Below are 13,099 nucleotides of genomic sequence, written 5' to 3'. Positions count from 1 at the left end.
AAACACTAGACACAGACTTTTTTTAGTATGGTGTATTTTAATGGCAGCAGTTTTAGGACTGGTTATCAACTTGTATAAATTACAAATTGTAGAGGGAGCAAAGCTAACAGAGAAAGCACGAAATCAGCAGATGGTAACTTTACAGCCTTTTATACCTCGCCGAATGGTGGTGGATCGTAATCATAATATCTTGGCTTGTGACCGTCTTGTATATATTCTGTACGCCCATCCAAAACTGTTTAAACAATCTGATGAACAAGTAGCACAAAAACTTGCCCCAATACTTAACAAAAATGCTAATGAATTAGTGAAAATTTTTCAAAGTCAAAAAAGTGGTATTTTACTTGCTTCTGCGCTACCAGAAGAAACTGTTACTCATGTAACTGCATTGCACTTCAATGGTTTGGAGTTAACTCAAAAGTACTTGCGATTCTACCCAGAGAACGATTTAGTTGCAGATGTAGTAGGTTACATCAATACAGACCGTAACGGTCAAGCAGGTGTGGAATACAGCCAAGAAGATTTGCTGAAACGTTCTGTGCAAAATGTACGGCTCAGTCAAACAGGTAACGGCGCATTGATGCCAGATTATGCTCCTGTGGGATTGCTGGATTTTGATGATTTGCAACTACAGTTAACTATTGATAGTCGCCTACAACGAAGCGCCCGTATAGCTCTGAAGCAACAAATGGAGAAATTTAGGGCAAAACGGGGAGCGGTAATTGTAATGGATGCTTTGGATGGTTCCTTGCTGGCTTTAGTATCTGTGCCAACATATAACTCCAACGAATACTCTAAAGCTGATATTTCACTGTTTAAAAATTGGACAGTAGCAGATACTTATGAACCAGGCTCAACATTTAAGCCTTTGAATGTAGCGATCGCTTTAGAAAATGGCGTTATTAAATCAGATGATGTATTTAAAGATCCTGGTTTTATTAAAGTAGCCAACTACACTATTAAAAATGCTGAGGAAAACAATTATCGAAAAATTAGTGTTACTCAAATACTACAATACTCTAGCAATGTTGGCATGGTGGAAATTATGCAGCGATTGCGTCCTTCAATTTATTACAACTGGCTACAACGCTTAGGAATAGGGCAAACTGTTGATACAGATTTGCCATTTGCAGTTAGCGGACAGTTGAAAAGTCAAGAAAAATTTGTTGCTTCACCCATTGAACCAGCAACTACCTCTTTTGGCCAAGGCTTTTCTCTCACACCGTTACAACTAGTGCAATTACACGCAGCTTTAGCTAACGGTGGGAAATTAGTTACACCTCATGTAGTCCGGGGACTAATTGATAGCAAAGGACAGATACATTACTCACCAACTTTCACAACACAACGTCAAATTTTCTCACGCACTACAACCAAAAAGGTGATTAAAATGATGGAAACTGTGGTTGAAGAAGGAACTGGAAAAGCTTCACAAATCTCCGGTTATCACATAGCTGGCAAAACTGGTACAGCTCAAAAAGCAAGTTCCACTGGCGGTTATAAAAAAGGCGCTTACATCACGAGCTTTTTGGGTATATTACCAGTGGAGTCTCCCCGTTATGTAGTTTTGGCAGTGGTAGATGAGCCGAAAGGAGAAAATGTTTATGGTGGTACTGTCGCCGCACCAATTGTTAAATCTGTGATGGAAGCACTTATTCCTCTTGAGGAGATTCCACCAAGTCAGGTAATGAATTAAGGGTTAAATACTATATAGAATAGGAAGAAAATAACTGTATAAAAAGTCAATATTTTATACATACTTATATCTTTTTTGAGTCAATTATGAGAGTTATAAAAGATATCAGAACTTACGAGAACTAACGGCACTTAAACATTTTTGAGGGATAAACAAGCCTCAAACCCATGCAGGGTAAGGGAAATACACCAAATGCTCAAAAACGGCTCAAACCCAGATATATCAATCAACCGAGTAAAACGATGTCAAAGTCTCTCTGTATATAGATTTGAGGCTTTTTTATGGGTGTTTTTTGTCTAAGTCCCACTAAACAATTTGTAGTTAAATTTATAAATTAGGAAATCCAATTGCCGTGTCTTCATTTAAAACTTTTGAAGAGAAACAATCAAAAATTCAGACTTTACCTAATTTTGAGTTTTTCAAAAGAGTCGGTCAAGTAACTGGTGGCACACTCTTATCAATTACTATGCTATCAAGTTCTGTGCTGGCTGGAGGACTAGTAGGTTTAGCTATTAGTTTCCGCGATTTACCAGATGTTAGACAACTACGAAACTTTGTACCTTCAGAAACAACTTATATCTATGATATTAAAGGCAAGCTTTTAACACGTATACATGGGGAAGCTAATCGCCAAGTAGTGCCTTTAGATCAAATTTCCCCCAATTTAATACGAGCGGTATTAGCTAGTGAAGATAGTCGCTTCTACGAGCATCATGGTATTAATCCCGGTGGTATTGGACGTGCTGCATTAGTCAATTTTGCATCTGGGGAAGTGCGAGAGGGTGGTTCTACAATCACCATGCAGTTAGTAAAAAATATTTTCTTATCTCAAAAACGCGCTTTTACCCGAAAAATAGTAGAAGCAGTATTAGCAATTCGCTTAGAGCAAGTTATCAGTAAAGACGAAATATTAGAGATGTACCTCAATCAAGTTTATTGGGGTCACAATAACTATGGTGTTCAAACAGCAGCACGCACTTACTTTAAAAAATCAGCGCAAAATTTGACTTTGGGCGAATCAGCAATGATGGCGGGTTTGATTCAAGCTCCAGAAGAATTTAGCCCGTTTGTCAGCATGAAGTTGGCAAAACAAAAACAAAAAGAAGTATTGGGGCGAATGTTGGAACTCAATTGGATTACTCAACAAGAGTATAATGATGCTCTCAAACAACAAATTAAACTTGGTGAAATCAAGTCATTTCAAGGTAGCGCTTTGCCTTATGTTACCAATACTGTAGCCCAGGAATTAATTAAAAAGTTTGGGCGTGAAACGTTGCTCAAAGGAGGAATGCATGTACAAACCACAGTAGATGCAGGTTTCCAAATGATGGCAGAAGAAACCATCAAGAAGTGGCATAAAACCCTTGAAAATGAGGGATTAAACAATAATCAAATGGCTTTAGTGGCAATTGATCCTCGCACACATTTTGTCAAAGCACTAGTGGGTGGTGTAGATTCAAAAACTAGCGAATTTAACCGAGCAACTCAAGCCCACCGTCAGCCAGGATCTTCTTTTAAACCGTTTGTTTACTATACTGCCTTTGCTAGTGGTAAATTTACACCAAATACAACAATCCTAGATACTCCAGTTAGTTATCGTGATGGTAACGGTTGGTATTATCCCCGAAACTACGATAATACATTTATGGGAGCAATACCGATTCGTACAGCCCTAGCCCAGTCTCGTAATGTTCCCGCAGTCAAAATTGGCAAAGCTGTGGGTATGAATAAAGTAATTGAAACTTGCCGTACTTTGGGAATTATGAGTCCGATGGAACCGGTGAGTTCTTTGCCACTAGGTGCGATCGGTGTGACACCATTAGAAATGGCTAGCGCTTATGCAACTTTTGCTAATTACGGGTGGCAATCACCTCCAACGATTATTGCCCGTGTTACTGACGGTAGTGGCAATGTGTTAATAGATAATACTCCTAAACCTCAGCGAGTTCTTGACCCTTGGGCATCAGCAGCAATTTTAGACGTAATGCAAACGGTAGTTAAAGAAGGAACTGGTAGAGGTGCAGATATAGGTCGTCCAGTTGCAGGAAAAACAGGTACAACATCCTCAGAGAAAGATATTTGGTTTATTGGTACGGTACCGCAGTTAACAACTGCCATTTGGGTAGGGAGGGACAACAACCGACAATTATCTAGCCACGCGACAGGCGGAGGTATGGTTGCTCCTATTTGGCGTGATTTTATGCAGAAGGCACTTAAGGATGTACCAGTAGAAAAGTTTCAGCCACCTTCTAATTTTCCTCGTCCGAAATCAAATTGAAAATGTTCTAAGCTGAGACGGATTTAATTTTTCCAGATGAAAACCTCACAGCAAGTCTTTCAGGCTCCAAAAAGTATAATTTAGAGCGCCACATATTATATCTAGGGCGTGTCATCAATTAGATAAACTGGAATCAGGGATTCTTAGGATAAGCCAAATGGTGCAATTTATTTAGCTGCTTCTGTTATCTGCTTAAATTGATGACACGCTCTAGTCCATCAGAAGGGGCAGTTGATAGTCAACCAGTGGAAGCAGCAACGATGATTTCCATCGATGTAGGCTATAATAGCATCAAAAAAATACATGGACGCAAACAACATCTGAGTGTAAGCAAGGAAGTTACCCTCCTCACCCAGAAGCTACTACTGTCTTGCTGCTTAAGTGCCGCATCGCTAGATTACCAATTAATTAAGAACTTTATACCTCATTGCTTCACTACTAGGTATTCTCAACTTTTGATAAACGCCACTCAGTTGAACACGTTCTGGTGGTTGATGGAAGGTTGCACAGCATCTTTGCACTGCCGCTTGATATTCACGCCATTGCTTACGAATGGCTATACTAGTGACATCATTACCTAAGTCTTCAAATTTTAGCCCAGCCCGACTAAGCCAAATTTCCACGTCAGTTGTTTCACCAAAAGGTTCGGAAAAAAGATTATTGTTAAACATTGTTACAATATTTACCTTTTTATATATAGTACATAAGTTCCCTTTGTTGACGTTTAGACCGTCTTTCCCAAAGGTCTTGGAGTGAATGCTTTTGGAAAACTAAGTTAGCTGATTGACAGGCTTCTTGCCAAACCTCCTCCACTATGCCCGATTCCATAGTTTCAATAGTTGTATTGTTGGCAGGTGCATCAATCTCTACTCCCTCTATAGCAGTCAAAACATCTAAAACTGTGATTTTTCGGGGGTCATGCGCTAAGATGTAGCCGCCCTTAGCGCCACGTATGCTATTAATTAAACCTCGACCTCTTAATGTTGCCAGTAGTTGTTCTAAGTAGCGATTTTGTATACCTTTTAGCTCTGCTATTTGTTTAATTTGCATTGGATCGCCATTCTGGTAGGAATCTACCAATGCCAACATCGCTAGAAGTGAGTATTCAAATTTATTTGGTAGTCTCATCAGGCTAGATACTATACAAGCTTTTAAACTTGTAATTCTATCTAAACTCTAAACTCTAAAGTAATAAAGTAATATGAGCTATTTCGATTTTTTTTCAAAAAGATAAACAAGAATGATTGACAAAATAGTAATTTAAAGGTATATGTGTGAGTTTTCAACTTCTAACACTGTTCTAATAAACTCTTGAGGCTCTTAAAGAAAGTATTAGTATTGTACTAACTATTATTTTTTCCTTGCACCCTTCGCCTTCTGCTCCCTCGGCTCCAACAGCTTGTGATAAGAGAGACAGGAGTATGTATTCTTTGTATAAGAGTCACATAAGTAATACTAAGCCAACTTAGACCTATCTAAGAATTTTCTCCAATAAGACTGTAAATCAGCCCAGTCAGTACAATTAGAGTCACAATTACATAGGTATAATCTTTGAGTCGAACAAAGGCTAACAGAGAAAAAAACACTCTCATAACTGGAGTAGCAATCAGTAGCAGTAGTCCTAGTTGAATAATGCCTCGGTTACGACCTGATAATATTGATGTTTTTACCCCGGCTGGAGTGCGAAACTCTGCTGGTTCTCCCCGAAAAAACTGGTAATTAGGAACCTCTGTCCCGTGGCGAATTAAGTACAAAATTCCACCCGTTAGAACCAGAACGCTAGCAAGGATGACCCCGACTCTTAACAGATTGCCAATAAATTGCTCAAAACGCTGCTCAAACTTAGTACGTCTGTTTAGAACCATTTTAAAGCCTCCCAGTTAGACCTTTGTAGATCATTTCCAGCGCCAGTACCAAAATCACACCACTGAAAATATTTCGCAAAAGTTGTACCCTGGCTCTGACAAGTACTCGCGCCCCCAATACAGCACCACACAGTACTCCCAACATCACTGGCATTGCTAATCCGGGGTCGATATAACCTCGGTTTAGATATATTCCCGCACTAGCAGCTGCTGTTACTCCAATCATGAAATTGCTGGTAGTTGTGGAAACTTTGAATGGAATATGCATTATTTGATCCATTGCCAGCACCTTGAGCGCTCCCGAACCAATACCTAGCAAGCCGGAAAGTACACCAGCTATAAACATTAGCCCAAATCCAAAGGGAACACCACGCACGTTGTAAGATTGTTCTCCCGTAGAAGTTGGATAAGTACTATTTAGCTTCAAGCGTGTTGCCAGGGGATCTGGCGGTAAATTATCGATGTTTTCGGAGTAGGGTTTACGAGATAGGTATGCACTATAAAGTAAAACAATCCCAAACACAATAGCGATCGCTCCAGTAGAAATCTTCGCTGCCACAACCGCTCCAGCTACAGCGCCAAAGGTTGTTGCTATTTCTAGGAACATCCCTAGCCGCATATTGGTGTAACCTTCCTTTACATAAGCAGAAGCTGCTCCACTAGATGTAGCAATCACAGATACTAAAGAAGCACCAATCGCATAGTGGAGATCCACTCCACAAATTACAGATAGGAAAGGAACAATTACTACGCCACCACCCAAGCCTGTCAAGGCTCCTAAAAATCCAGCGCTCAAGGAGCCAAACCATATTAATAGCGAAAAATCCAGAGTATTCAAGGTTTATTCTCCACTATTTGGTTTTATGGGTTAATACACCGATTAGTTTCACACTGGTTAGTTGGTTTTACTTTATATTTTTTCAATTATAAAAACAAATATTTTTTCTTATTAATTTAATAAAAGTTTTTAATCATATTGTATATATAAGCATTGAAAAAACTGTCAAAATTACAAATTGTTTATGATCTATTCCACTAATTTTTTATCAAATTTATAAAACAGATATTTCACCAGCTAAACTACTGTAAAACCAGCAAAATATAGTAGTTTTGTGAACGTCACATTTATGCCATAACTTGGTCATAATTCTGTCATAACTCTGTCACAGATGGCTGTTATCTTGTGGATGTTTTCTTAACAGATATTCTCTATATTCAATTGAATATGCTCTTTTTTATAGTCTTAAGTACAGTTTGCAGTAAAGCTGGTGAAGTAAATATAAGTAAAAGTTTCTGACCGATCGCATCTTACTTGATGAGGCTGATTCATAAGAATTGACAAGTCGAATTATAAGACTGAAGAATTTAGCATAGCAAATAACGTAATCCCATATTAGAGAGAATAAATTATGCTTGAGTTATTAGGTTCAGGCTTAGTAACGCTGTGGCTACAAAAAGCTGGAATTCAAATCAATTATTTAGATGCTTTAGATGCACTAGCTTGGCAAATTAGTCCTAGCTTGGTTCTTGCCTCAGATCCAAATCCATCTGGAAACACTACAGTGCAAGAATATCTCAAGGAGCTAATCACATCAAAACTGATAGCACAGAATTTGAAAGAAAACCAAGGGATTTGGATACAGTCAGGGCCAATGCTTATGGCTAATCACCAAGGTACAACACCTCTGCCAGCTGCCTCTTTAACTAAAATTGCTACCTCATTAGTTGCTTTTAAAACCTGGGGGCCAGACCACCAATTTGAGACTTTGGTAAGTGCCACTGGGCCGGTAGTAAATGGGGTATTGGAAGGTGATTTAGTTATAGCTGGTGGTGGAGATCCAATGTTTGTTTGGCAGGAAGGAATAGCTTTAGGAAATACTCTCAATCAAATAGGCATCAAACAAGTAAAAGGAAATTTGGTAATTACTGGTAACTTCGCCATGAATTTCCAGCGTTATCCATTCTTGGCAGGGCAAATGCTCAAACAAGCACTAAATTATGCCACATGGAACCGCTCTGTTATTTTCCAATATTCAACTATGCCCAAGGGAACATTAAAGCCACAAGTCATAATTACGGGTACTGTTAAAGTAGAGGCACAATCCACTACTCAACAAACTTTGTTAGTACGTCACCGATCTTTGCCTTTACAACAACTGATCAAGGAGATGAACGTTTTCAGTAATAATGACATGGCAGAGATGTTAGCAGAGTCAGTGGGAGGGTTTAGTGTAGTCCAATCAACAGCCGCTAATATGGCTGGAGTACCACTGTCCGAAATTCAATTAATCAATGGTTCTGGACTAGGCCCAGAAAATCGCATTTCTCCTAGAGCAATTTGTGCAATGTTCATGGCGCTAGAGCGGGAAGCAGTCGCTCATCAGATGAATTTGGCTGACTTATTTCTCACTTCTGGGTTGGATCATCGGGGGACAATTCACCGCAGACATATTCCTCTTGCGACTGTAATTAAAACTGGGACATTACATGATGTTAGTAGTTTAGCTGGTGTGATGCCTACACGCGATCGCGGTTTGGTCTGGTTTGCAATCCTCAATCGTGGCACCAACCCAGCAGGTTTCCGTTCTGAACAAGATAAACTGTTGCAAAATTTGATCAAACAGTTGCAACTACCTCAAGTAGTTCCTAGTATCTTAACTCCACACTTAGCGATGAACTCTTTACCTCAAATCGGTGTAGACAGTCGTAATGAAATTTTATTCAGAAACTAGCCTTTTCAAAAACTAAAGCTGGAGTATGAGTGTGAACTAACCTTTTTCAAGGTATAATCTACCAATAAATAATCAATAATGTGAACGCTTTTAGTACTAAGTACAGGGTAAAAATAATTGATTATTAATTTTGAATATGGTAGATAAATTTATATCGAATTCTTATAAAAATGTCATAGCTTATTCATAACAATGACAAACTTTTATCAAATATTTTTTCTAGCCTAGAGAAAGTAAATGTTTTAATCTTTTGTAGCAAATCAAGGATTTTCAAAGCTATGGATAACATTTTACTTTGTCTAATTTTGGGACTAATTGCAGGAATAGTAAGCGGAATAACCGGAATTGGCGGCGGCATAATTATTCTGCCTGCCTTAATTTTTCTGTTTGGCTTATCTCAACACCAAGCTCAGGGTACAACATTAGCTTTGCTTGTTCCTCCGATTGATATTTTGGCTGCATGGACTTACTACAAGCAAGGATATGTAGACTTTAAAATAGCAGGATTGCTCTGCTTGGGTTTTGTATTAGGTGGATGGGTGGGTGCCAAAATAGGAACAGGATTATCTAATGTGATATTGGCGAGAATATTTGGAGTTTTACTGCTTGTTAGTGCTATCAGAGTACTGTTTACAAATGTAGGTGATCCCACTTTGTAACTCAGCAATTGTGTTCAAGAACATCAAAAAATACATCTTATTTACTCCTTGTCATTGTCATTGTCATTGTCATATTTAGGGATTCTTACTTGTAAAAGTTGTTTCCCTATCTAACTCACTTTATTATAAGAAACCTGATTGGAAAGTTATTTTTCTAAAAAAATATAGTATTATCTATTTTTTAATACAGAAATATTATCACAATGCGTATTTTGGTAGTCGAAGATGATGTTCAGTTAGCAGAGATGTTGATGGAAGCCCTGACTGACCGTCAATATGTGGTAGATATAGCCCAAGATGGAGAGGAAGCATGGGATTGCATCAAAGTGTTGGAATATGATTTGGTGGTACTAGATATTACTTTACCTAAGTTAGATGGTGTAAGTTTTTGTCAACGCTTGCGATCGCCTACATCAAGGCATACCTTATCGCGCAACATTACAATACCTGTACTCATGTTAACAGCACGCGATACCCTTGGTGACAAAATTACCGGGTTGGATGCTGGGGCAGATGATTATATGGTCAAACCTTTTGAAATGCCAGAGTTAATGGCTCGTGTTCGCGCTCTGTTGCGCCGCAATAGTGCCGCAACATCTTCTTCAGATTTTGGTTGGGGTAATCTGCGCTTAAATTCTAGCACTTATGAAGCCACATACTCTGACAAGCTTTTACACCTAACACCTAAAGAATTTGCTCTTTTAGAATTAATGGTTTCTAGCGGTCGGCGGGTGCTAAGTCGAGCCGGAATTATTGAGCGCATCTGGTCGCTTGATGACCCTCCTAGCGAAGAAACTGTTAAGTCTCACATTAAGAGTTTACGGTATAAACTTAAAGACGTAGGTGCTGCCGATGATTTTATTGAGACAGTTCATGGATTGGGCTATCGCTTAAAGCAGCTTTAGGAAAATACCCGATTTCTACCCGATATTTACCTCTTATCTTTACAACTGATTGTTAGACTACAATTACATTACTGAAGTTAACCTCTTCTTTTACACTAGAACACTATTATTCTCCAAATCAATTTAATTATTGACTTGGGGAATTTTAATTTTTATCTAAAAGCAATTAGTAAACTGTTAGCTACTACAAGACGAGTAAACCATTTGCGATCGCCGATCTTGTAGGTTAAGTGCGATCGCCTAAAAGACTCACAGGAATAGCGATCGCAAAGCCTTTAGCAGTTAGATAATTGAGGCGATCAAAATCGAGCCTACGACATAGTTCTCTTTTTTATCTTTTTGGCGAGAGCCGCCAATCTTATGGAAATTATTGCTAAAATATCCTACAAATATATACTAAAGTGGATACACTAAAGTGGCTTTACAAGTTCCAGTTCAATAGCATTTCACAGACATGAATTCAGAGAGTAAGCGAAGACACATTTTTATCAGTCATCACCATGCTGATGATGCCGAGGTTGACAACCTAACATCCCTTTTATCTCGAAGGGGTCACGATATCCGCAACAGTTCGATCAGGGCTAAACCAGCAAACCAGAGGCGCTTGGATAAAGGATTGGTGAGTGATGAAACGATCCGACGCTTGCTTCGCAGAAAAATTTCTTGGGCTGGGACAGTTGTAGTATTGATCGGAAAAGAAACTCATTCAAGACCTTGGGTAAATTGGGAAATTGAACAAGCGAATAAGCAGGGTAAAAGAATAGTTGGAGTCTATATTCGAGGAGGGACAGAGATTGATAAACCTGCTGCTCTTGAAAAGTATGCCTCAGCGATCGTAAGTTGGAATTCCCAATCTATAATAGCTGCAATAGATGGTACTGAGAACCCATTTCAGAACCCAGATGGTTCTCCAAGGCAACCCACTCACACTCGAACATCAGGGACTTGTTAATTGATGAGTAATATTTATATGTATGTAGTAGACCGTGACTTCGGATTCGCCCCGAACCCTTTTCATGGCTACTGCACCTTGGCAACGTGTAAATGGAAAATACGAAACAGCGCTGAGGTAGAAGATTGGGTTATTGGTATGGGTGGCTCTACGTTGAAAGCTACTGGTAAATGTATCTTTGCAATGCGTGTCACTGAAAAAATCACATTCAACGAGTATTGGACAATTCCAACATTTCTTGACAAAAAGCCTGTAAGAAACGGAAGTCAGAAGATGATGGTGGGAGATAATATTTACTACCATGACTCATCTAGTAATAAATGGAGCCAAGCAGATTCACATCACAGTAACGCTGATGGGAGTGTTAACTTAGATAACTTAAACAAAGATACAAGTTCTAGCAATGTTCTAATTTCTAAGCACTTTCTTTATTTCGGAAGAGAAGCACCAGTCGTTCCACATGAGTTATTAAACACTATTGGATATCAAAACAGAATAGATCATCGAGTCTTTAACGAAAATACCACTAATGGGGTTCGCCCCCTTATCGAGTGGCTGCACAGCCAAGGATCACTTAACCAAGTGATAAGTGATCCTTTTAATTTTAGCGACAGTGAAAAGCGCTATTCTGTTAATAACAATAAAGTTTCCTAATTCCCGTTATTTTAATTTCGCTAAAAGTTGGCAGACAGGCAGTATAGGGTTAGAGCATCAAGGAAAAGCAAGTCCATCTAACCCGCTTTGCTTATTCTGGTCTGTTTGCTGGGCAATGATCTCAATTATTAAGGGTAACTAATACCCCGCCGTTCTTTGTGTTATTCATGGTCATTTAATCTTGATCATTACTTTTAACAGGCTCGTCCATAAACCGACTGATTTCTGAAACTCCAGCAATCTTGCCTAACCCCTCTGCTCTACCTCGAATCTGAGTTTGTAAAAACTTTAAATCGCTTCGGAATGCCGTGTGTCGATCCCAACTGAAGCAGTCAGCATCAGGATTTGCTTTCCGCCAAGCATCCCAGATCGGATGCCATTTCGACAGAAACGGACGAAGATCCTGGTTGAGCATGGCAAGCGCATAGGTTTCAACTGTGTCAAAACTTTTTTTGCGAGATGGCAGCATACTTGCGGGTTTAATCTCGGTAATACTCTTGCGGGTATATTGGAAAAGATCGTAAAGCGACTTGAGCGCAATGCCGTTGTCACCATCTGCATCAGACATAGACTGTGTGGCAATTCGCGTAACTATTTCTACAAAGAGTGACCATGCCACACGCTTCTGCGTACCGCTATTAGCGAGTTTCCACTTCTGCCCAAGTGTTTTAATTTCGATTTCAGTTACCTGCCAATCCTCCGAATGAAACCGCATCCATAGAGTCACAAAAGTTTGCCAGAAGAGGCTAATTAATCCGCCGATAAGCGCCCCAGTGAATACGAACAGCCACAAACCTTTCAATTCTGTTACCCAGTAAACACATACTCCAAGTAGACTGCCACAAAGCAGACCGACCATAAAACGAATGATCAAGCATGACCAATCTGTCCCTTTTTGAGAATATTGGTAACTGTTAGACATAATTTAAATCTTTTGTGGAATCAGGCAGTTCTATTACCTTGAATTATACTGTTGTAAATGTCCAGTGCGATCACTGATCTTGTAGGCTAAGTGCGATCACCTAAAAATTACGACTCACAGAAATAGCGATCGCCTAACTCCTCAAATCGCCAATATAAGTCCCAATTTGTTTAAGTCCCTGCAAAACTTGGATACGTTCTGATGTATTTTCAAGTAACCGATAAGTATGGGATCTAGTATATTGAGGGACATTTTGGTGGCGATCGCATTTCAAAAACAATACTTCTCTTCCGTTTGTAACCATTGCATAACAACTTGACTGTAAGTTGGGAGCGCTCAATAAATAAGTAAGTGCTTGGGGAATTCCCGCCGTAACGTCTAGTCTTGCAGGCTTTGACTCGATTACCAAAATCCAAAAACTATCTTGAATCACCAA

12 protein-coding genes and 1 pseudogene are annotated in these 13,099 nt (G+C 39.3%); 7 read left to right on the top strand and 6 right to left on the bottom strand.

The genetic code is table 11. The annotated features are described in order from the left end of the window. The first annotated feature begins 40 nt into the window (after window positions 1-40). Window positions 41-1,696, top strand: a complete 1,656-nt coding sequence (locus V7K50_RS08680) for a peptidoglycan D,D-transpeptidase FtsI family protein (RefSeq protein ID WP_334959097.1) — start codon at window positions 41-43, stop codon at window positions 1,694-1,696. A 352-nt stretch (window positions 1,697-2,048) separates the two neighbouring features. Beyond that, window positions 2,049-3,974, top strand: a complete 1,926-nt coding sequence (locus V7K50_RS08675; RefSeq protein ID WP_334959095.1) for a transglycosylase domain-containing protein — start codon at window positions 2,049-2,051, stop codon at window positions 3,972-3,974. Between the two features lie 404 nt (window positions 3,975-4,378). On the opposite strand, the gene V7K50_RS08670 is transcribed toward V7K50_RS08675, so the two are convergent. The 4 genes from V7K50_RS08670 to V7K50_RS08655 form a co-directional block, all read right to left on the bottom strand. Continuing rightward, window positions 4,379-4,645, bottom strand: coding sequence for a YbjN domain-containing protein (locus V7K50_RS08670; protein WP_265277997.1), 267 nt, complete (start codon window positions 4,643-4,645; stop codon window positions 4,379-4,381). A 19-nt stretch (window positions 4,646-4,664) separates the two neighbouring features. Next, window positions 4,665-5,102 (bottom strand): RrF2 family transcriptional regulator, encoded by a 438-nt coding sequence (locus V7K50_RS08665; RefSeq protein ID WP_334959092.1) that lies wholly within the window; start codon window positions 5,100-5,102, stop codon window positions 4,665-4,667. Between the two features lie 347 nt (window positions 5,103-5,449). Beyond that, window positions 5,450-5,839: a DUF1634 domain-containing protein gene (locus tag V7K50_RS08660; RefSeq protein ID WP_334959090.1), complete on the bottom strand. Its 390-nt coding sequence runs from the start codon at window positions 5,837-5,839 to the stop codon at window positions 5,450-5,452. Window position 5,840: 1 nt separating this feature from the next. Further along, window positions 5,841-6,677 (bottom strand): sulfite exporter TauE/SafE family protein, encoded by an 837-nt coding sequence (locus V7K50_RS08655; protein WP_265277994.1) that lies wholly within the window; start codon window positions 6,675-6,677, stop codon window positions 5,841-5,843. Between the two features lie 571 nt (window positions 6,678-7,248). Here V7K50_RS08655 and V7K50_RS08650 point away from each other — a divergent pair. The 5 genes from V7K50_RS08650 (at window position 7,249) to V7K50_RS08630 (ending at window position 11,741) form a co-directional block, all read left to right on the top strand. Then, window positions 7,249-8,571, top strand: coding sequence for a D-alanyl-D-alanine carboxypeptidase (locus V7K50_RS08650; RefSeq protein ID WP_334959087.1), 1,323 nt, complete (start codon window positions 7,249-7,251; stop codon window positions 8,569-8,571). 278 nt (window positions 8,572-8,849) lie between these two features. Continuing rightward, the gene (locus tag V7K50_RS08645) at window positions 8,850-9,230 is read left to right on the top strand and encodes a sulfite exporter TauE/SafE family protein (protein WP_334959085.1); all 381 of its coding nucleotides are present in this window, start codon (window positions 8,850-8,852) and stop codon (window positions 9,228-9,230) included. A gap of 203 nt (window positions 9,231-9,433) precedes the next feature. Continuing rightward, window positions 9,434-10,135 carry a response regulator transcription factor gene (locus tag V7K50_RS08640; RefSeq protein WP_334959083.1) on the top strand — a complete coding sequence of 234 codons (702 nt, stop codon included), beginning with the start codon at window positions 9,434-9,436 and terminating at the stop codon, window positions 10,133-10,135. A gap of 454 nt (window positions 10,136-10,589) precedes the next feature. Beyond that, window positions 10,590-11,087, top strand: a complete 498-nt coding sequence (locus V7K50_RS08635) for a TIR domain-containing protein (protein WP_334959081.1) — start codon at window positions 10,590-10,592, stop codon at window positions 11,085-11,087. A gap of 3 nt (window positions 11,088-11,090) precedes the next feature. Beyond that, window positions 11,091-11,741 (top strand): hypothetical protein, encoded by a 651-nt coding sequence (locus V7K50_RS08630; RefSeq protein WP_334959079.1) that lies wholly within the window; start codon window positions 11,091-11,093, stop codon window positions 11,739-11,741. Between the two features lie 175 nt (window positions 11,742-11,916). Here V7K50_RS08630 and V7K50_RS08625 read toward each other — a convergent pair whose 3' ends face one another. Then, the gene (locus V7K50_RS08625; protein ID WP_334959077.1) at window positions 11,917-12,663 is read right to left on the bottom strand and encodes a hypothetical protein; all 747 of its coding nucleotides are present in this window, start codon (window positions 12,661-12,663) and stop codon (window positions 11,917-11,919) included. A gap of 133 nt (window positions 12,664-12,796) precedes the next feature. Beyond that, window positions 12,797-13,099 (bottom strand): annotated as a pseudogene (locus V7K50_RS08620) (type I restriction endonuclease subunit R); the annotation flags it as partial.

Source organism: Nostoc sp. (assembly GCF_036917135.1).
GTDB lineage: Bacteria > Cyanobacteriota > Cyanobacteriia > Cyanobacteriales > Nostocaceae > Nostoc.
The sequence above is the reverse complement of the archived record's forward strand: the minus strand, read 5'-3'. Positions and strand labels throughout refer to the sequence as shown.